Source organism: Enterococcus sp. DIV0240d (genome assembly GCF_051711245.1).
GTDB lineage: Bacteria > Bacillota > Bacilli > Lactobacillales > Enterococcaceae > Enterococcus_D > Enterococcus_D casseliflavus.
The window spans coordinates 22001-41470 of the sequence record NZ_JBIOMG010000004.1 but is presented as its reverse complement, the minus strand read 5'-3'; the positions used below and the strand labels follow the sequence as shown (position 1 = coordinate 41470).

Here is a 19470-nt window from a genome sequence, read left to right as displayed (position 1 = left end):
TTAGAGTTCACGGAAAAAGTGCCACCACTTCTTCTGTCTTTCTTGTTTCGGTCGCATGACTTCATTTTCAGGAGTAAATTTCCCTTTATGTTCTGAGGGGCTCTCATAACCAATCTGAGACGTTTTAAAATTTTTGGTATTATTGTAGGATTCTTTGTTTAAATCTTCTGAAAAATGTTCCTGCGACGTCAGAAGCAGTATTTGTTTGTTCGCTTGCAAAGTTAGTTGTTGTTGCTGATCAAGAAGTTTTTGTTGTTGGGCTAATAACGACTGCAGCTGTTCAATTTGTGCGTCCTTTTGTTGCAACTGTGCAAACAACTTAATTTCTATACTGTCAGAGCTTGCTACGTCAGGAAGTTCGAACGCTTCAAGCAATTCGGTACGTCCTAGCTTGTCAGCAAGGTGCAACACCCCTGACCATAGCACTGTCTTGTATCCTTGGCTATTTTTAGCAAGGTACGTTGGCTCTAGGTTGTCAACATGTTTCCTCATAGCTTGTCTGCTAATACCAAAAAGTTCAGCAAGTTCTTTTACTGTCAACATTTGTTTTGGTTATCTATCCGTTGTCACAAGGGTGTCACCTCGTTTGTTTTTCTTTTAGTATACAGGAATCCAATCTAATAAACGAATTTCAATAAGATCCTTTCTAATCAATTAGAAAATATTTTTCAAAAATGCATATGAAAAAAATATAATAAGCAACTATTTAGAGATTAGAGAGAAAAATGAACGCTAATAGTTTTTATCACTAATCGGTCGAAAGGTCCATGGTTTTCCATCCAAATTATGTTTTAATAATGTTAAAATCATTTATGGAGAATACTTAGTATGAAAATAGTGAAGCGTATTTTATTAGCTGTAGTGACAATATGTGTTTTATTTTTAGGGATTATCTATTTTTGGGGGTATAAATTAAACATATATTTAGTACCACCATCCCCTCAGAAGTATGTACAAGTTGCCCTAAATAACATGGACGAACTTGGGCTGTTCACTGACTCAAAAGAATGGGTAGAAACTAAAAAAAATACGATACAAGAAACATCAAATGCTAAAGATTATGCAGAAACAATCCCTAATTAAAAAAAGGCGATTAGAGTTGCAGGAGGCAAGCATTCGTTTATTGAAGATGAAGAAAATATGTCAAAAAAAAGTATTGAAGAATATATAAAACCCAAGGCAGAAGTCGAAAATGATATTTTAGTATTAACTATTCCTGCATTTACTGGAAGTGATAAAGAAGCTGAAGAGTATACTACTATTTTAGAAACGGCATTGCATAAGAAAATTTATAAGTCCGTAATTGTTGATTTACGTGGAAATACAGGAGGAGATATGGCTCCTATGATATTAGGTCTATCTGCCATATTACCAGATGGTAAATTATTTAGTTATGTAGATAGAAACAACGATTTAGAGCCTGTAACTCTTAAAAGTGGCGAATTAAACAGTAACATCTCAACAATAAAAATAAGTGATAACAAAAAAATAAAAAAAGTGCCGATTGCCATATTAATAGACAGTAATACAGGGAGTTCTGGCGAATTAACCGCTTTGTGCTTTAAGGGGATCCCTAATGTTAAATTTTTTGGGTCTGATTCAACAGGTTACACTTCTGCCAATCAAACTGTCTATTTATACGATGGATCGACATTACAAATAACTTCTGCTTTTGTAAAAGACAGAACAAATAAAATTTATAAAAATGTTCCTATTAATCCAGATGTTCAAACAAATAATAGCAAAAGTTCTGCAATAGAATGGATAAAATCTCAATTAAAGTAAAAAAACTTGCAAAGAAAAATCTTTGCAAGTTTTTTTTACTTTGCTACTTGTGCTTTTTTCTTGCAACATGAGTAAATCCAATACTTAACCACCCGAAAAATAACACTAACCAAATTGTACTATGTCTTGCTAGAAATGCGATTAAACTTAAAATAGCGACAATAAAATATAAAAAATAATCATATTTTGAAAAGAATTTACCCATAACTATTCCACCTTAGAGTTATATTTTCTATAATATATTCTCTTTTCTTAATGTTGGTCTATCAGTTTTTAGTCTTAGTATACGTGCAGCTGCTGTGTCAGGAACTTCGAACGCTTCAAGCAAATCGGGACGACCTAGCTTGTCTGCTGATACCAAAAAATTCAGCAAGTTCTTTTACTGTCAACATTTGTTTTGGTTATCTGTCCGTTGTCACAAGGGTGCCACCTCGTTTGTTTTTCTTTTAGTATACATGAATTCGCTTTGCCAAGAGAAACCGATTGAATGCAGCAATCAAAGTAGAGGAACATGCAGTAAGAAAACTACATGTTTTCTTCTAGTAATTTTAGTGTATAGTCGTCCGCTATGATCTCACCTTGCATGATCAGCAGTAAATGGTCGAAAGGGATTTTTGTGGATTTACTGAGTCGGTTCAGTTCTTCCTCACTCTTGATCCTTTCATAAATTTTTTTGGTTCGCTCGATTCGATCCCATTCTGTATTGGTCAAGTAGCGGGAAAGTTCATAGGTTAGCCGAGAATCCTCTTCACCGTGCACAAGATCAACTCCTCTTTTTATGGATTATTATAAAGGCAATAGAAAATAAAGAAACAACTGATCACTTGAATTGTTCATGTTATACTCGTTAATGGCAACTGCCCCGTGAGGGGGTGTAAATATGCTAGAAACTTTAATATCGCTGATTATCGCTCCACTATTCGTGGGTCTAGTACTCTTACTAGTTGATCGCTGGCTAGACGATTAGCCGATAGTCGAAGCAGTTGCCTTCTGGCCCCAACGCTGGAGTCGCAACAGCGCAAAAAAAGCCCTCCTATTCGCAGTAGGAGGGCTTTTTGGTGTAAACATGCTTGTTCTTTAATATCGCTTCGCACATTTATTATAGCAAGAAATTTTGAAAAAATCAAAATGCAGCAATCAGTACCGATCGTTTTTTCACATTGAAACTATTTGCGATTTTCTGTCTAAAAAAGTTGGTTACATTCTCAACTTTTATCGGTCAAAAATGTAACCAACTTTAAAATTGCTCAATCCCTTGCAGCACTGAGGTTTTTCTGACCTCGTTACATGTAGGAAGTCGTTTCCTAACCCCCCTATTAGTAAATGGGGGTCACGGTCACTTCAGCTTGCTGTGCGAGCTGAAGTGACCCAGAAAGGCTACAAGGATTTTTTGCTAGCGCAAAAATCCTACAGCGTCTGCACAGCAAACGCTGTACGCCATTTCTCTTTTTTATCATAACGAAAGTAAACTATTTTGCAAAGTTTTTTCTCTCTAGCTAAACAAAAGTTTTGTAAAAAACGATCAATGATATCTGCGCTTCAACCCTTTACTTTAAATGAGTCGCTCGTTTTAAAATCATAAATCATTACACAATCTGCTTCTATATTTTCTTTGAGAAGAGGGTTTCTTTTTTTGTTTGTTTCTGCGTTGATTGCACGTAGTGTAATAAGGTCTATCTCTTTTTTTAATGCGCTACTTAATTTACTTTTTAACCGAATCACATCAAATATATTGTGGAGCAAAGACCCTTCAGCGTCGATTAAAATATCTAAATCACTGGTTTCTGTTGCTTCGTTTCGAGCGTATGACCCAAACAAAAAAGCTTTTTTTATTTTCCATTCTAAAAATATTGGTGTACATAATTTTTGAATGTCACTAATTATATAAATCAACTAACCGAACTCCTTGTCTTCAATTTGAATATTAAAATAAAAATGAAAAGCGACAATTATACTCACCGTTTAGGAAAAAATATTGATAAAAAAGTGAAGGAACAGGTAAATCGATTGCTTCTTTTAGATCAAAAAAGGGAAAGAGCATAAGGTAAACGCACCACTCTCATGTTGAAAGTGGGAAAATAGGCTGTGCCTATTGCGTTTTGAAGAAAATAAATGTGATATCACAGCATAGTTTTTAGCAGTTGTCAGGGAGTTGTTCAGAGACTACTCAAGTAGTCATTTTTGCGAAAAGTAGTCTCTAGGTACCACCATCGATCGTCCTTTTTGAAAGACAAATTTTTACAAATACTTCGCAATCAGATCATTGTAAGTGAGCGATTCTGAATTTAGTTTTTCTTCTTTTGCTTTCTCTTTTTGATTATTAACGGGTCTTTTTTGTGATTTATTTTTTGCTTTTTTTCGCCGACTATTCGCCCATTTTCCTCTTTGTTGTGCCTTTACTTCTTTGTATTTTTCAGAATTTTCGAGATCAAAAATATCGACGTCCATCGTTTCCGCAAAACTATTTGAATAAATTAAAAGTTCATCCAAACGGTTTAAAAGTGCCCGCATTTGGATATTTTCTTTTGTCTTTAATCGATACAATTCCAAAATAATATAGCGAATTAAGGCACTATCCGTTGCTGAATCTTCCACTGCTAACAGTTCTTTTAATTCTTCTAATGCTTCTCTATGTTCAGGATCAATATAAATTTGCAGCCGTTCCTTTGTCATTTGTTTTCACTTCTTTCAGTCTGTTTATTTTTTAGTCGTATATTTTGTTACTTCTTAGGTATAATAAATATAAACAATTAAAATATTCAGAAACAACGGTGCAAATAATGTTAGTGGGTTTTGGTTGTGCTAAACACTTTATATAAATCTTCATATTGTATTATCCCCCTCTATTTGTAACAACCGTCATGCATTTTACGAGCTTTATCTAAATGATCAATAGGATTTATCTTATTTATTCCCTAGTCCATATTGTTTTCCATATGATATTCTAGATATTCTAAATTATTAGTATAGTGAAGTTTATTCTCTTCTTTACTTCTATTTAACGCCTCACCTATTGTATTAATAAATCTCGATCTTGGTTAATAAGATCAATTTTTAAAACCAAATATATATCCTGATTTCAATCACTGACAACACATAGATTCTTCTTCTCTAACGAATCTATTATAAATTGAGATAGTTCATAATCGCTAGATATGAATTTATCCACTGTCGAATTTGCTGGATTAGATACTAGTATTATAAATGTATTTTAAAGAAAACAAGTGTCTTCTTCATAACTATTACATCTCCTCCATCCTCAAAAATTTATACCAAAAAATAAGAAAACAAATGCAATATAAAGGAGGATTCCCCCTCCCAAAACAATAAAAAAGTAGAAAACGTATTTAGTCGTTTTGCTAATATCATTCGCATTTCTTATCTTAATACTAATAAAAATATAAAACCCTATGAGTATTAAAAGTGGTAGCATTTTGATCAACAATTTTTATCCTTCCTTTGAGAAAATCATTTTGGAACTTTTTTTTTATGTTAACCGATATTATAATTTAAATTTTAATGATTATTCATACACATTATATTCGTCAAGTAAATCGCTATAATTAAAAACTAAGAGATATACTGTAACAACTATACATAAAATAGCAATACATTTTGAAAATGGATCAACTTCAACGTTAAAGACACTTTTAATTATGTTAGATAAAGTAATCGCCACAGTAACTCACATGGTTTCTTGAAAACTAAAAATGCGGACGCAATCCTTTAGGAATTTACTATAGATCTATTTACACCATTTTTCTGACAAAAATACTACCTGTCCAAATAATACTCATATTCCACCTGTATACATTTTAAAAACATAAGAGAAAGCCTAGTATTCTTTACTCAGCTTTTATAGATACATATATCTATACCTTCAATTCCTTCTTCCAACATTCATAAGACTCAACAGTTGCACTTTTTTTCATTCTCCTGCAAATTCCACTAAACAATGACCACTTATAATCATCAAGAATGGCAGTACCTACTCCCCCTAATCCTAAGAAAAACAGTAAAAGTAAATATAAAAATAACATCATATTCGTCCATAACGATAAAAAAGTCAACAAAAGAGAAACTAAGCCTACTGTAACAAATGAAAAGAACAGAATACCATAATAAATCTTCAAAAGAACAGACCATTCTTTGATTCTATTAAGAACAGATAACTCCTCCTCCGTCATGAATCAGTCCACCTGTTCTTTCTTCTTCTTTGGATCAATACTCTTTAAAAACCTCTCCTCCAATACCAATAAATGACGATAAACATCATCCATCGACCAGCCTGAAGAAAGACTAAGACAATACAAAAAATCACAAGGCAACGTCTTTACGGTACGGTTTCTTGTTACCCAACTTGCTACTGTACTCTGCTTATAGCCATGCAACTCACAAAATTGCTCTACTGTCATCCCTAGCCGCGAAATAATAAATACATTGATCGGGTAGGGATATACAAAGGTATTGATACTCATAGTCAGAAAGACCTCCCACCATATTATTACGTTTGCGATAATAATACTACTCTTTCTTAAGACCAGCAAGCAAGGCGGAGAAAAAAAGGAACGTATCATAGATATAATGTAAAAGGCAATTTGCACCTTTTAGTTTCAACCTGTATCGATCATGAACAGATCTGTTTGCACACCGATCCTATTAGGTTCTATCAAGCGTTTCAGGGCTGTCTGGATAAACGTGTATTCTCTTCCAAAAGCTTCTGAGATCGCAGTGAAATAAGCCCCATGGCTTTCTTTTTTTAGCCGGATAACGGAGCGCATCAATCCATGTATCGAAGCTAGCATAATACCTCCATTACGACCAGCACGAACACGAAAATGAATTTTGTTCTCTTCTTTTAACTGCTTCAGTACTTTGTCCAGGGAACGTTTTGGGATCTTTAAACGTTCAGTTAACTCTTTTTTTGTAGAAAGAATGTATGGTTGTTCTTCATAGGATTGCTCATTCAAATAGGACAGTAGATCTTCTGCCCATTCATAACTATGTGAGTACTTGCGAACAGCTCTTTCTTTCTTGAATTTCCACCAACCCCGTTTTTTATTGAATAGCTGCTCTTCAGAAAGATTGGCATCGACCCACTCTTGGCATAATAGGACAACTTTTTCTCTGTGCGCTGCTTGATATTTTCCGGAGTAAGCGGAACGAATGATTCTGGTTAATTCTCGATCAGATAAAGGGTTAGCCAAGCGGTCATTGAATTCTAACATCGTCAATTCACATGCTTCTACTTCGTATCCTGACGAAAAGTATGCCAAAGACAAGGTGAATATGACATTATTTCGACCATATACGCCCTTTTCACCTTGTATTTTTTGACTTTTTAGCAACAGCTGGAACCATGGTTCATCGACTTGACGAAATTCTTGAGTAGATGGTAATACAAAAACGTTCTTGATCTCCGCTTTTTTGTCCGCATCTTCTCTCATTGACCAGTCGATCCATTCTTCGAAACTATAACGATACTGTGGTTCAAAGAATAAAACATTCTCTTCAGAAGGCATTCGTGTGATCCCAAAATGATTGGCATTTACATCAACTGGAAACCGATAATCATTTGAAAATTTGTTTCTTAGATTTTTTGAAATCATTTTGGCCACATTGATCACTTTAAAATTTGATTTCTTCGTCACGTATGCAGGCTTGTCTAGTACATAGAAAGCTTGAAATCCATGCGGTGTACGTAGAATCATTGTCGGCATAAAGCCGATCTCGTGACTAGCTAAGATAATTTCTCCGTAGTCAAAGTTTGGATCCAATGTGTCAAAATCAACAAAGAAAGTATTGATTTGGCGTAAATTGTCCTCAGAATGACCTTTTGTAAACATTCTGGCTTCATCAGCATACGTTCCATAGCGAAATACATTTGGTGTCCAATGAGTGAATCGATTATTGTTTTCGATCACCCCTTCTTCTGAAGTGATCACTAGTCCAATCCCCTCGATCATGTGTTCCTTTGAACGGTACGCAAAAATAGCCCCCTTTCCCGACTGATCACTAAAAGAGACCGGTTTTAAGTGGCTGTTTTTATATTTAAATTTACGGATACCATTTTGTAATACCGTCGAATATACGACATCCAAAGAAGCTGCCATGACTTTATTCCTTCCCAAACTAAAAGAGAACACAAATAATCTTAAAGATTTGTGTTCTCCCAATAGCTTAGAAGTCTTAAATGAATGACAAAATAAGCGTGTATATATTGAGTTGCTCGTCAAAAAATGGTAGAATAAGTCTGTAAGTTCGGATTGTCAGTCCGAAAAACTTATCAAAATTACATAAGTGGTTGTCAGCCACTTACATAACTTCTGAGACGAGCGAGAACACATAGGCTTTTTATGTGATTCAGATAGAATAGTGAGGCCAATTTCACTTTTTTATCCGTCTCTTTTTTTTTATGTAATTTTCTTTTAAAGTGTAAACTTTTTTTTAATGCTGTAAACCTTTTTTTTATACTACAAAGTTACCCTATTTTTAAACATTTGTAAAGATTATCAAGTGGCTTGATTATAAATTATATTTTATAAACTATACTTTATAAAATATAATTGACAACATATTTCCTTCTGGTATAATGTTCTTAGACAGATATATATATTATATTTTGCAATTTATATTTTATATTTTATAAACGGGAGGTTTGTTTAATGGAATTATCGCAAGAAAACTTGAAATTTGTTTTTGAATATAGAAATGTCGTCAGAAGACCATTAACTATTACTGTAGCAAATTCCAAGGGTGGAGTAGGTAAAACTACTATTATAAGATACTTGAGCTATGTACTTGCTAATATGGGATTTAAAGTGTTGGTAGTGGATGCCGATCCGCAATCAAATACTACAAAGACAATGTTGTTGACTAAAAATTATCACTCTAAAGACGATGACATTTTCATTATTGAAAAAACTATGCTAGCTGGAATCGTTGAACGAGATTTGAAACAATTAGTTCTTCCAATAATTGAAAACTTGGATTGCATTCCATCACATATAGATTTTAAAAACTTTCCAAAATATTTAACTAAGCTTTATGGGGACGCTATAGAAGGAATAGACGCTGATTATATCGAGGTCGAAAAAAACAGAATTTCAGTCTTGAAAGATTTACTTGAACCAGTCAAGCCGGATTACGATTTTGTTCTCATCGATACCCCACCTACTATGTCTGATTTCACTAGGAATGCTGCTTACGCTTCTGACTATATTATTATGGCTTTTCAAACTCAATCTGACAGCTTAGATGGCGTTGAAGATTATATATCAGAAGAAGTCACTCCACTTGTTGAAAAATTTGATTGTAAGACTGAAATAGTTGGAATACTTCCAAATCAGTTGAGTAAAGGTAGTATAGATCGCCAAGTTGTCAATGATGCTATCGAAAAGTTTGGTGATCAAAACCTTTTTGATAATATTTTACCACATGTTAAGCGAGTGCAAACAACACCGAGGACAGGTTTAAATACTGACACTTATTGGGACAAACTTGCTTATGAAGAAGTTTTTGTACCTTTAGCAAAAGATTTCATTCATAGAATAAAGTTATTCGAAGGAGAAAACTAACATGACCGATAATGCAAAACCAGGTTTCTTTTCAAAGCAAAAACCTGATAATTCTTATAAAGAAATCCCTAAACCGAAATCAGCATTTACTTCTGACAACACAGATTTACTAGAAAATATTCACCCTGAAGAAGACGTATTAAAGATAAACAACAAGTCGCTTGGTATACCAGCCATAGTCTGGTGCGAATTTACTGCTTTGCTTGATACTACTGATAATGATTATACCTATGAACTACTCGAAGAATTAATTCACGAAAGAACTGCACGTTTCGATCACAATCAAAAAACAACCTACAACCGAATATTAGAGCGTAAGAAAGATCAGGAAAGAGAACGGATATATAAGAAAGAAAAAAGGAAGAAGATATAAATCTTCTTCCTTTTTATATTTTGTAAAGTACAATTTATAATTTATATTTTGCAAATTATAAATTGTAACAAAAATTAAGCCTTTAAATACACATAATTACTCGCTGGCAGAGGTTTTATAAATATTGTTTTATAATTTATATTTTATAATTTATAAATATACCCAGCCGTGTTCTCTTGACTAGAAAAGCGAACGTGTGTTCTAATGTGTATGGTGAATGTACAATTTAAGTGCAACACCAAAAAAAGCCATAAACTAAATTCCTGTATAATGGTGTTTGACGAACAATCATTAGGAGGAATTTAGCCATGGCTTCATACACACATCTTACTACACATGAAAGAGAATTGATATTCTTATACCACGGATTTGGATTTTCTTATCGCCGTATCGGACGGCTTATCAAAAGAAACCCTTCAACTGTCATGCGTGAGTTAAAACGTCACTCGACAAAGAAACGCGCTTATTCACCATCTGTTGCTCAAAAAACATACAAGAAAAATAAGAAACGTTGTGGTAAGAAGCGATTGCTAGATTCCTCTCCATTAAAAGAATGTGTTAGAAAGTTATTTTTAGAAAACCAATGGTCTCCAGAACAAATTTCTCAGAGAATCAAGTTAGAAAATAACGGTGAATCGATTAGCTATAACACGATTTATCGCGCTATCTATCGTGGATTATTCAATGATGGTTTTACAAAAGATAGTAAAGAGGCTAGAAGGAAGCTGCGTCGCAAAGGAAAGCCTAAAAAAAGCGCTCTTGATGGACGAGGACAATTCAACGATGCCCCTAGAATTCACGATCGACCAATTTCAGCAGAAAAAAGAAGTGAAATCGGTCACTGGGAAGCCGACACAGTGATTGGTGCTTAAGGGAAAACTTGTTTGGTCACACTTGTTGATCGGAAATCACGTTTTCTTCTGGCAAAGAAGACACCAAAAAAAGACTCTAAATCGGTCAAGAAGACAATTATTGATTTGTTTTCCGGGGTCAAACAAGCAAATCTTAAAACGATTACGCCTGACAGGGGACAAGAGTTTATGCTTTATCATGAATTTAGTAAAGCATGCGGTATTGACTGTTTTTTTGCGGATCCTTATAGTCCTTGGCAACGGGGAACAAATGAAAATACTAATGGACTACTGCGAGAATACCTACCCAAAGGGCAAGATTTAACTGAAGTATTAGACAGTACAGTGGATCTATTTGTTTCTAAACTAAATCTACGACCCAAGAAGTGTTTGGGTTGGAAAACACCTTATGAGGTCTTTTATGACAAGGTGTTGCACTTAATTTGACAATCTGCGTATATAAAACGTATCTTTTTTTAGAAAAGGGGATTTATCATGGTTATGCAATTTGGCGTAAATCCAAGGTTTGACTATACTAAAGAACCCTCACGAGATATTCTTTGTATCGACTGTAAGTCATTTTATGGTGCGAAACGTTCCTAACTGAAAAGGTTAGGCACACAAGATTTTCTTGTGTAGAACTAATGATTTGAGGAGTGAAATGACGGTGTAACGCCCTGAAGCGCTCCCTCTGATACTCCGATTGGCAATACCTTAAGTTAGAATAGGAATTGTCAAAAGCTCGGTAAAGTCGGCTGAGAGTTACCGCAGTTGCATTATGCAATCGAAAGCTGTTCAGCGGTGAATGGTGTAACCTATAGGCCGGGAGTCCAGAAATTACTCATGGTGAGAATGTGCAGCTGCACTGACGAACTCGCGAATGTACGAATCTATAAGCTTGGGGTACAGAAATGTATCTTACCCGCACAAATATTACTGTGACAAAGGGTGTAGCTTGCGGTTAAGTAAGAATCGTAGATATGAACAACCGTGCAATGTAGTAGGCATTGGAAAGTTACAGGTTCAGAGTGAGCGCCTAAAAGTAAATGTAGGGATAAAATCATTGGAACGTTGAAAGCTAGTGTCGTGGAGGACTAACTTCCTTTGAAACGGTTGAGACGAAGAATAATAAGCTCATTTACACTAGTGAGAGTAGTGGCACAGTACCTATGAAGCAGTGATAATAAGCTGTGGAGGGATAGCCACAAGTCAATTTGCTTTACTAACAGTTATGATACAATCCATAGAATCGAGTATGACAAAATAAACGCCGACGTCCGAAAGGAGGCGGTGCTATGGAAAACGTATCAGCATCACATTCAATTCGCCATATGGAATATTATGGTCTTATTGATAGCTTTGATTCTCTTTACAAAGAGAGTAGCGAGAACAAAATTTTCAGTAACCTTATGGAAATTGTCACTTCTCCTAATAACATTCTATTGGCATTTCGGAATGTTAAAGGAAATTCTGGTAGTACTTCCCCAGGCGTCGACAAAAAGAATATTGATGATTTAAAAGCAATACCGAATATCGAGTTTATAAAAACTGTTCAAACAAAATTTTCAGAATATAAACCGCAACCAGTTAAACGAGTAGATATTCCTAAGCCAAATGGGAAAACTAGACCACTAGGTATACCAACAATATGGGATAGAATCATACAACAGTGTCTACTACAAGTTTTAGAACCGATCATGGAAGCAAAGTTTCATGATAAGAACTATGGTTTCCGACCTAACCGGTCGGCACATCATGCATTCGCTCAAGCAGTACGAATGGCGCAACTTTCAAAACTAACTTTTGTAGTAGACATAGACATAGAAGGATTCTTTGATAACGTAAACCATTCAAAACTTATTAAACAGTTTTGGACATTAGGGGTACGTGATAAATGGCTTCTAGGTGTTATCCGAGCAATGCTTAAAGCACCTATTATTCATAGGGATGGACGCATTGAACATCCAAAGAAAGGAACCCCGCAAGGCGGTGTTCTCTCTCCACTTCTTGCCAATGTTGTTTTGAATGAACTGGACTGGTGGATATCTTCTCAATGGGAAACACACCCGACTAGGAAAAACTACGATTGTTATCATCAAACAAGAAAGCAATGGATTAAGAGCAACAAATATCGAGCACTGCGTGCTTCGAAACTAAAAGAGATTTATATTGTTAGATACGCAGATGACTTCAAAATCTTCTGTAGAAAACGAAGTGACGCAGACAAAATCTTTCTAGCCACTAAATTATGGTTAAAAGACCGACTGAAACTTGATATAAGTGCTGAAAAATCAAAGGTAGTGAATCTAAAGAAACAGAAATCTGATTTTCTCGGATTCACAATGAAACTGGTACGCAAAAGAAAAAGCTTTGTGATTGAAACGCACATGTGCGCCAACTAAAACACGACGGACTCACTCCGATGGAAATCAGAAGTAAGGCTGTCGCTTAAGTCTTTTTATTAACCTGTAAGAGGAGATAGAGAAAGGGACTTTCTCTATCTCCTCTGAAGGCCAGTTCGAGTGAAACTCGAACAAATCTTTTTGTTTTTTTTGACTGTCTACTTGACAGGGAGCAGTTCAAAATAACTTTTGGATTTTATGGTCTTTTTGCTCGTAGATAAATAATTCTGTTTCCGCCTCTTTTTAACGATATACTAAAACAGAAATTGTCGCATTTTTCGCCATGTAACTAGCCTGTGTGCCTAAGTATTTCCGGATAGGGTTACGTGATTTAGAACCAATGATTAATAAATCAGCCTTTGAAATTGGAATAAATTCTTTGACAATAACTTCACCCGGATTTCCTTGACCAATGAGAACTTCCACATCTGTTAGTCCTTGCTCTTTTGCGTAAGTACGATAGGTTTCACCTTGGCGAATTAATTTTTCTCGAGCGTTCTTTAAAAAGGTCTTATCCAGAATTTCATACGTATTAATGTCTTCGTTTTCTAAAACAAGTGCGATGATAAGCGAAGAGTCTTCTAGTTTCGCGCGATGGACAGCATAATGGAAGGCTTTTAACGCATCTTCTGACTCTTCCACACCAACTAAAATTCGTTTGAACGCATACATATTGCTCCTCCTACTCCGTTTCACGCATATTATTTAATTGAATGCGCGCATTTAATTTTTTGTTTCCTTTATATAGATCATAAACTGTCCATGCCAACAAAAGAAGCACAATAGCTATCGTAAAGTAGGCAATGCTATCTGCAATGACAAGATCTGTTTTACTTGCGTTGTCACCGAAGAACCCTTCAATTTGTCCGGGCAATCCGATTAGATTTAAATATGTTAATCCGATGACTGAAATCCAACCTAATAAGCGAATGATCCATGAGTTTTTGAAGCGATCACCCATTTCAAGACTACTATCCGTCATCATGAGTAGTGGGACCATTGAGAATGGTAAGGCAAAAGCTAGAAAGACTTGAGAATTATTCATTAACGTATTTAACGCAGTATGTTCTTCAATAGCCGATTTACCACTGGTTAACGCCACACAGACTAAAACCGGAATCACCGAGATTAAACGAGTAACAAGGCGCCGTAACCAAATCGGCATTTTCATATGAATGAAACCTTCCATGATTACTTGTCCTGTCAAAGTACCAGTAATCGTAGAATTTTGACCAGATGCAAGTAGCGCAACTGCAAAGAGAGTAGACAATAAACCAGATTTCGCAACCTGAACTAGGATACCATTACTTAAAGTTGAAGGATCTGATAAGGCTTCATACAATCCAAAGAAGGATGGATCTTGGACAGCACCAGTTTTAAATACAGCAACACCCATAATAAGAAGCAACGAGTTAACAAAGAAAGCCATCGTTAATTGAATATTAGAATCCCATGTGGTAAAGCGAACTGCTTCGGCAACATCATCTTCATCGCTATGATCAATGGCACGTGTTTGAGAAACAGCCGAATGCAAGTACAGATTATGCGGCATCACAGTTGCTCCAATAATTCCTAGTGCGCCTGTTAGAGGAGTTTGACCGCCGATACTTTTCGATGAAGAGAATGTTTCGCTTGTTGGAATAAAGCCTTTCATCACGGCAGCCCAATCTGGATTTGATAGAGCAACTTGATAGACAAAGACAAAAAGAATGACAAAAATCAAACAAACCACGATTGCTTCGATCTTACGGAATCCGACTTTTGTCAACAATAAAAGCAACAAGACATCAAAGACGGTAATAAAAACAGCATACAATAAGGGAATATCAAATAGTAGGTATAAGGCAATAGCTGCCCCGATAACCTCGGCAATATCTGTGGCCATAATCGCTAATTCAGTTAAAATCCACAAAATAATACCTAATGATTTGCTCGTACGCGCTCGAATCGCTTGCGCCAAGTCCATCTGAGTGACGATTCCTAGTTTAGCTGCCATGTATTGTAAAAGCATAGCAATCAAGCTAGACATTAAGATCACCGACATTAATAGGTATTGAAAATTTTGTCCACCAGTAATAGAAGTGGACCAGTTTCCCGGATCCATGTAGCCGACTGCCACAAGTGCACCCGGCCCCGAGTATGCGAACAATGTTTTCCAAAATCCCATACCTTTAGGAACAACGACCGTCCCATTTATTTCCTCAAGTGATGGACCATTGGCGTGTTCCATCAACTTGTGCTTATGAGCATGATTTTCATTTTTACTCAAGAAGATAACCACCTTTCATTTCTTTTCAACGCTAGTTTACTCCTCAAATGAAAAAAAGAAAAGGATTTTTTCGGAATGCCTAAAAAAAATGATAGGCACATCGACGTTTAACTCTAACTACCTAGTGGATTAACGTATTAAATTGAAATAAATATAATATAAAATAGGATTTTGATAGTTGCATCTGATTATCGTTATCAATTAGAGGATTATATTATCATTCGAAAAGTTGTGGTGCTACACTCTTTTTGTGAAATAGAGGAGGAGAACAATGAAAAATTACCAACGATTTATTCTAACTTTAACAATCGGTTTCGCAGCCTTACTAGCTGAATTTCTATTCAAAAATCCGACAATAGCTTATATGATTGTAGCGATTACGGGTGGGTTAATTGCCATTCAAATGTTGATTGGCATGATTGCTACACTGCGTTCGGGAAAATACGGTGTGGATATTTTGGCTATTACTGCCATTGTAGCGACATTGGCGGTCGGTCAATATTGGGCTAGTTTAGTTGTGCTAATTATGCTTACTGGTGGAGATAGTCTAGAAGATTATGCTAGCCGACAAGCTAGTAAAGAATTACAAGAATTGTTAAGCCATTCCCCTCAACTTGCTCATGTGATTAAGGGAGCGGAAATCATTGATTGCAAAGCTGAGACGGTGCAACTCGGTGAGCTTGTCTTAGTTAAACCAGGTGAGCTTGTACCAGTGGATGGTGTGATTAAAGAAGGTCAGACGACGTTGGATGAATCTTCTTTAACAGGTGAGTCATTACCAGTCGAAAGAGGAATTGGCGATGAAGTGATGTCAGGGTCGCTAAATGGCGATCAAGCATTTCGTTTTAAAGTAACTAAAGTAGCTGCTGATAGTCAATACCAATTATTGGTCAAATTAGTAAAAGAATCGGCTCAAAAACCGGCCAATTTTGTTCGTTTAGCAGATCGGTATGCGGTACCTTTCACGATTATTGCGTATGTGATTGGTAGTTTGGCATGGTTTTTCTCTAAAGATCCGGTACGCTTTGCAGAAGTCCTAGTAGTCGCATCACCGTGTCCTTTAATCTTAGCTGCTCCGATTGCGCTAGTCGCAGGTATGAGTCGGTCTAGCCGCAATGGTATCGTGGTGAAAAATGGGACAACCATCGAAAAACTTGCAACCGCTAAAAGCTTTTCATTTGATAAGACGGGGACAATAACAGAAGGAGCGCTCTACATTGATCAATTATCTTATACGAGTGGTTATACGGAAAAAACATTTTTACAACTCGTAGCCAGTGCGGAGCAAGAATCGGGGCATGTCATTGCACGCTCCATTGTTCGGGAAGCCAAAGAAAAAGGTGTGGCATTATTGCCAGTGAAAGATTTGGAAGAAGTGACTGGTCAAGGTGTCGTATGCTTTATTGAAGGAAACGAAGTAAAAGTAGGTAAATCGACCTTCGTAGGGAAGAAAGATGTCCATCGCTTAACAAACGAAGTCGCGGTATTTGTTGCTGTGAATGGTGTCATGATAGGACATGTGACTATGAAAGATCAAGTCCGTCAAGAGGCAAAGGAAACGATGCAAATGCTAAAGGCGGAAGGAGTAGAGAGCATCCATTTATTAACAGGAGATAAGCAAGAAGTAGCAGATAGTATTGCAGACCAAGTAGGCATTGATGTGGTGCATGCTGATTGTCTACCGCAAGATAAAATCGCCTATATTCAAGAAATCCCAGCGCCACTTAGACCAACAGTCATGGTCGGTGATGGAGTAAATGATGCTCCAGCTCTTTCCGTAGCGGATATCGGAATAGCGATGGGGGCGCATGGTTCGACAGCTGCCAGTGAAAGTGCAGATATTGTTATTTTGAAAGATGATTTGGCTAAAGTAGCTCAAGCCAGAGACATTGCTAAACGAACAATGGTCGTAGCGAAACAATCGGTATTGATTGGTATCATTATTTGTTGTGTATTAATGGTAATAGCTAGCTTTGGAATCATTCCAACATTATTAGGGGCGGCTTTACAAGAAGTGATAGATACGGTTGCGATTTTATCGGCTTTACGAGCACGAAATGATACAAAATAGTAAAGAGGCTGAGATAGAATGATTCAGCGACAATAAACCAGAAAATCCAGCAATTGTTTTGATATGCTCCCAACATAGTAGACACTAGAAAAAACAAAAATTTCTAGACTACTATGTTGGGAGTTTTTTATATGTCAAAAAGAGTAAAGTTTAGCGTTGATGAAAAATTATATTCTGTTAATCAAGTGTTACAAGGGAGGATATCTAGAAATGCTGAAGCAAAAAGAATCGGTATCAGTATCGGGACTTTGCATGATTGGCTTCGTAAGTTCGAAGAAGGTGGTTCTGAACGACTTAAGGAACTTAGAACGTGGACGACATACTCAGAGGAAACCAAGTTATGTGCTGTTAAAGCCGTCATAGACGGAGGGGAATCCAAACTGTCTGTAGTCAAAAAGTATTCTATTTCAGGTAACAGTGTTTTGAATAAGTGGATTTCCAAGTATACTAGTGGTAGCGAAGTTAAATCCACTAGCAAAGGAAGGTCAAAATCCCGTATGACTAAAGGCAGAAAAACCGACTATAAAGAACGAATTGAAATCGTGCAGTACACGATTGCTCATGAACTTGCCTATGATAAGGCAATCGAGAAGTATCAGGTGAGTTACCAACAGGTTTATTCGTGGGTGCGAAAATACCAATCACTTGGACAAGAAGGATTGAAAGACGGACGTGGTCGCAAAAAGAGTCTAGAGGAACTAACAGAGCTAGATTGTCTCAAACTAGAAAATAAGAAGCTTCAAGCAGAAAAAGAACACCTTGAGATGGAGGTGGCTATCCAAAAAAAGTTGCAAGAAATTCGGGATCGATTCAAACGCTAGCGCTATCTCGAAAAGAAGCGAAATTTTTAGCAGTCAAAGAGCTTAATGAAGAGCGTGGTTGGCCAATCAGCCGACTTTGCCAACTAGTAACTGTCTCAACGCAGGGGTATTACAAATGGAGCAAACGTGTTCCGACTAGCCAGGATGAAGAAACGCAACACATCGCTGAAGTCAATACTGAAATCCATCTTGGATGTAAGAAAATCTACGGTTATCGCCGAATGACAGTGGCTGTGAATAAAAAGCTGGAAACGCGCTATAATTGCAAACGAATTCACCGTATTATGCGTATTCTAGGATTCTATTCGGTTATTAGAAGACCGCGTCCGTCTTGGCAACGGTCAAATCCTATTCATCTAGCAGAGAATATTTTGAATCGTAACTTCGACGCCGCCACGTCCCCAAATCAGATTTGGTGTACAGACATCACTGAGTTTAAATATGGGAATGGTCAGAAAGAATTTCTGAGTGCGATCGTTGATCTTTGGGACAAGTCTATCATCGCCTATGTATTGAGTCCTAGAAATGATAATGAAATCGTCATGGATACACTAAAACAGGCCTTTGAAGCCAACCCAGGAGCACGACCACTGATCCACAGTGACCGTGGGTTCCAGTATACTTCTCATGCTTACAAAACATTGAGAGATACGTACAAATTTACCGCAAGTATGTCACGAGTTTCGAAATGTCTAGATAACCAACCAATCGAAAGCTTTTGGGGCACTTTAAAAGCAGAGCGTTACTACCTGAATAACTATGCGACCAGAGAAGCTTTGGTCACGGACGTGGAAGACTATATTCACTTCTATAATCACAAACGTATCACACTAAAACACGACGGACTCACTCCGATGGAAATCAGAAGTAAGGCTGTCGCTTAAGTCTTTTTATTAACCTGTAAGAGGAGATAGAGAAAGGGACTTTCTCTATCTCCTCTGAAGGCCAGTTCGAGTGAAACTCGAACAAATCTTTTTGTTTTTTTTGACTGTCTACTTGACAGGGAGCAGTTCAGATTCGCTTGTTTATGATCAATTCTGTTTAATTCTATCTAGGATCACTTCAAATGTTTCAAAGGTATCTATATCTAACTGGCACAGCCAAAGCAAGTATTTCTTTTCCTTATATGTCCAGTCGACAGTAGGGTAGGACGACAGCAAATTGGTGTACCTTGCTCTTTGCTCACTTGAAGCCAGTTGCCAGCGCTTTTCAAATATTTTTTCTTCTTCCATTATCGATCCCCCAAAAAGAACGCTGCCTGAAACTTCAATAACGGGCAGCGCAAGTCTAATGACGAAGATCTAAGTATATCATAACAAAC

Annotated in this window: 19 protein-coding genes and 1 pseudogene; 10 read left to right on the top strand and 10 right to left on the bottom strand. The window is 36.6% G+C overall.

The features are described from left to right. A complete protein-coding gene (locus IGJ25_RS17040) occupies nt 1-543 on the bottom strand; it encodes a hypothetical protein (RefSeq protein WP_333719107.1) in 543 nt (180 codons plus the stop codon). Between the two features lie 285 nt (nt 544-828). On the opposite strand from IGJ25_RS17040, the gene IGJ25_RS17035 reads away from it, so the two are divergent. Then, nucleotides 829-1083, top strand: a complete 255-nt coding sequence (locus IGJ25_RS17035; RefSeq protein ID WP_333719106.1) for a hypothetical protein — start codon at nt 829-831, stop codon at nt 1081-1083. A 57-nt stretch (nt 1084-1140) separates the two neighbouring features. After that, complete coding sequence (locus IGJ25_RS17030; RefSeq protein WP_333719105.1) at nt 1141-1785, top strand: S41 family peptidase; 645 nt, start codon at nt 1141-1143, stop codon at nt 1783-1785. Nucleotides 1786-2310: 525 nt separating this feature from the next. Here the strand turns inward: IGJ25_RS17030 and IGJ25_RS17025 are convergent. Continuing rightward, nucleotides 2311-2544 carry a hypothetical protein gene (locus IGJ25_RS17025; RefSeq protein WP_005237737.1) on the bottom strand — a complete coding sequence of 78 codons (234 nt, stop codon included), beginning with the start codon at nt 2542-2544 and terminating at the stop codon, nt 2311-2313. Nucleotides 2545-2665: 121 nt separating this feature from the next. Here IGJ25_RS17025 and IGJ25_RS17020 point away from each other — a divergent pair, with 121 nt between their 5' ends. Continuing rightward, nucleotides 2666-2752, top strand: coding sequence for a type I toxin-antitoxin system Fst family toxin (locus IGJ25_RS17020; protein WP_115224856.1), 87 nt, complete (start codon nt 2666-2668; stop codon nt 2750-2752). Nucleotides 2753-3324: 572 nt separating this feature from the next. On the opposite strand, the gene IGJ25_RS17015 is transcribed toward IGJ25_RS17020, so the two are convergent. The 5 genes from IGJ25_RS17015 to IGJ25_RS16995 all read right to left on the bottom strand — a co-directional run bounded on the left by IGJ25_RS17015 (nt 3325) and on the right by IGJ25_RS16995 (nt 7898). Further along, the gene (locus IGJ25_RS17015; protein WP_333719104.1) at nt 3325-3678 is read right to left on the bottom strand and encodes a nucleotidyltransferase family protein; all 354 of its coding nucleotides are present in this window, start codon (nt 3676-3678) and stop codon (nt 3325-3327) included. Nucleotides 3679-4023: 345 nt separating this feature from the next. Next, nucleotides 4024-4458, bottom strand: a complete 435-nt coding sequence (locus IGJ25_RS17010; protein WP_104872370.1) for a hypothetical protein — start codon at nt 4456-4458, stop codon at nt 4024-4026. Between the two features lie 1199 nt (nt 4459-5657). After that, a complete protein-coding gene (locus IGJ25_RS17005; protein ID WP_142437834.1) occupies nt 5658-5972 on the bottom strand; it encodes a hypothetical protein in 315 nt (104 codons plus the stop codon). Between the two features lie 3 nt (nt 5973-5975). Beyond that, nucleotides 5976-6263 (bottom strand): PrgN protein, encoded by a 288-nt coding sequence (locus IGJ25_RS17000; protein WP_012481689.1) that lies wholly within the window; start codon nt 6261-6263, stop codon nt 5976-5978. Nucleotides 6264-6398: 135 nt separating this feature from the next. Continuing rightward, nucleotides 6399-7898 carry a primase C-terminal domain-containing protein gene (locus IGJ25_RS16995; RefSeq protein ID WP_192415568.1) on the bottom strand — a complete coding sequence of 500 codons (1500 nt, stop codon included), beginning with the start codon at nt 7896-7898 and terminating at the stop codon, nt 6399-6401. A gap of 552 nt (nt 7899-8450) precedes the next feature. Here IGJ25_RS16995 and IGJ25_RS16990 point away from each other — a divergent pair. The 4 genes and pseudogenes from IGJ25_RS16990 (at nt 8451) to ltrA (ending at nt 12988) form a co-directional block, all read left to right on the top strand. Beyond that, the gene (locus IGJ25_RS16990; protein ID WP_005237640.1) at nt 8451-9362 is read left to right on the top strand and encodes a ParA family protein; all 912 of its coding nucleotides are present in this window, start codon (nt 8451-8453) and stop codon (nt 9360-9362) included. A 1-nt stretch (nt 9363) separates the two neighbouring features. Further along, nucleotides 9364-9735, top strand: a complete 372-nt coding sequence (locus tag IGJ25_RS16985; RefSeq protein ID WP_016612373.1) for a hypothetical protein — start codon at nt 9364-9366, stop codon at nt 9733-9735. 308 nt (nt 9736-10043) lie between these two features. Beyond that, nucleotides 10044-11033, top strand: a pseudogene (locus IGJ25_RS16980) (IS30 family transposase). 848 nt (nt 11034-11881) lie between these two features. After that, nucleotides 11882-12988, top strand: coding sequence for a group II intron reverse transcriptase/maturase (gene ltrA, locus IGJ25_RS16975; protein WP_225582047.1), 1107 nt, complete (start codon nt 11882-11884; stop codon nt 12986-12988). Nucleotides 12989-13231: 243 nt separating this feature from the next. Here the strand turns inward: ltrA and IGJ25_RS16970 are convergent, their stop codons facing one another. Together IGJ25_RS16970 and IGJ25_RS16965 are read right to left on the bottom strand one after the other, a co-directional pair. Next, on the bottom strand, nt 13232-13660 hold the full coding sequence (locus tag IGJ25_RS16970) for a universal stress protein (RefSeq protein WP_005237651.1): 429 nt from the start codon (nt 13658-13660) through the stop codon (nt 13232-13234). Nucleotides 13661-13670: 10 nt separating this feature from the next. Continuing rightward, nucleotides 13671-15218: an Nramp family divalent metal transporter gene (locus IGJ25_RS16965; protein WP_141323609.1), complete on the bottom strand. Its 1548-nt coding sequence runs from the start codon at nt 15216-15218 to the stop codon at nt 13671-13673. A 310-nt stretch (nt 15219-15528) separates the two neighbouring features. Here IGJ25_RS16965 and IGJ25_RS16960 point away from each other — a divergent pair, with 310 nt between their 5' ends. From IGJ25_RS16960 to IGJ25_RS16950, 3 genes are all read left to right on the top strand, one after another. Continuing rightward, on the top strand, nt 15529-17328 hold the full coding sequence (locus IGJ25_RS16960) for a heavy metal translocating P-type ATPase (protein WP_005237655.1): 1800 nt from the start codon (nt 15529-15531) through the stop codon (nt 17326-17328). 131 nt (nt 17329-17459) lie between these two features. Then, on the top strand, nt 17460-18149 hold the full coding sequence (locus IGJ25_RS16955; RefSeq protein WP_034879047.1) for a helix-turn-helix domain-containing protein: 690 nt from the start codon (nt 17460-17462) through the stop codon (nt 18147-18149). Continuing rightward, nucleotides 18137-19033 carry an IS3 family transposase gene (locus tag IGJ25_RS16950; protein ID WP_142437796.1) on the top strand — a complete coding sequence of 299 codons (897 nt, stop codon included), beginning with the start codon at nt 18137-18139 and terminating at the stop codon, nt 19031-19033. The genes IGJ25_RS16955 and IGJ25_RS16950 overlap by 13 nt, the downstream gene beginning before the upstream one ends. A 147-nt stretch (nt 19034-19180) precedes the next feature. On the opposite strand, the gene IGJ25_RS16945 is transcribed toward IGJ25_RS16950, so the two are convergent. Further along, nucleotides 19181-19381, bottom strand: coding sequence for a hypothetical protein (locus tag IGJ25_RS16945; RefSeq protein WP_005237664.1), 201 nt, complete (start codon nt 19379-19381; stop codon nt 19181-19183). Nucleotides 19382-19470 lie beyond the last annotated feature (89 nt).

What these genes read in the sequence shown, in the direction of transcription:
- IGJ25_RS17040 (WP_333719107.1), bottom strand. Translation starts at nt 543, where the DNA reads ATGTTGACAGTAAAAGAACTTGCTGAACTTTTTGGTATTAGCAGACAA.
- IGJ25_RS17035 (WP_333719106.1), top strand. Translation starts at nt 829, where the DNA reads ATGAAAATAGTGAAGCGTATTTTATTAGCTGTAGTGACAATATGTGTT.
- IGJ25_RS17030 (WP_333719105.1), top strand. Translation starts at nt 1,141, where the DNA reads ATGTCAAAAAAAAGTATTGAAGAATATATAAAACCCAAGGCAGAAGTC.
- IGJ25_RS17020 (WP_115224856.1), top strand. Translation starts at nt 2,666, where the DNA reads ATGCTAGAAACTTTAATATCGCTGATTATCGCTCCACTATTCGTGGGT.
- IGJ25_RS17010 (WP_104872370.1), bottom strand. Translation starts at nt 4,458, where the DNA reads ATGACAAAGGAACGGCTGCAAATTTATATTGATCCTGAACATAGAGAA.
- IGJ25_RS17005 (WP_142437834.1), bottom strand. Translation starts at nt 5,972, where the DNA reads ATGACGGAGGAGGAGTTATCTGTTCTTAATAGAATCAAAGAATGGTCT.
- IGJ25_RS17000 (WP_012481689.1), bottom strand. Translation starts at nt 6,263, where the DNA reads ATGAGTATCAATACCTTTGTATATCCCTACCCGATCAATGTATTTATT.
- IGJ25_RS16995 (WP_192415568.1), bottom strand. Translation starts at nt 7,898, where the DNA reads ATGGCAGCTTCTTTGGATGTCGTATATTCGACGGTATTACAAAATGGT.
- IGJ25_RS16990 (WP_005237640.1), top strand. Translation starts at nt 8,451, where the DNA reads ATGGAATTATCGCAAGAAAACTTGAAATTTGTTTTTGAATATAGAAAT.
- IGJ25_RS16985 (WP_016612373.1), top strand. Translation starts at nt 9,364, where the DNA reads ATGACCGATAATGCAAAACCAGGTTTCTTTTCAAAGCAAAAACCTGAT.
- ltrA (WP_225582047.1), top strand. Translation starts at nt 11,882, where the DNA reads ATGGAAAACGTATCAGCATCACATTCAATTCGCCATATGGAATATTAT.
- IGJ25_RS16970 (WP_005237651.1), bottom strand. Translation starts at nt 13,660, where the DNA reads ATGTATGCGTTCAAACGAATTTTAGTTGGTGTGGAAGAGTCAGAAGAT.
- IGJ25_RS16965 (WP_141323609.1), bottom strand. Translation starts at nt 15,218, where the DNA reads ATGGAACACGCCAATGGTCCATCACTTGAGGAAATAAATGGGACGGTC.
- IGJ25_RS16960 (WP_005237655.1), top strand. Translation starts at nt 15,529, where the DNA reads ATGAAAAATTACCAACGATTTATTCTAACTTTAACAATCGGTTTCGCA.
- IGJ25_RS16955 (WP_034879047.1), top strand. Translation starts at nt 17,460, where the DNA reads ATGTCAAAAAGAGTAAAGTTTAGCGTTGATGAAAAATTATATTCTGTT.
- IGJ25_RS16945 (WP_005237664.1), bottom strand. Translation starts at nt 19,381, where the DNA reads ATGGAAGAAGAAAAAATATTTGAAAAGCGCTGGCAACTGGCTTCAAGT.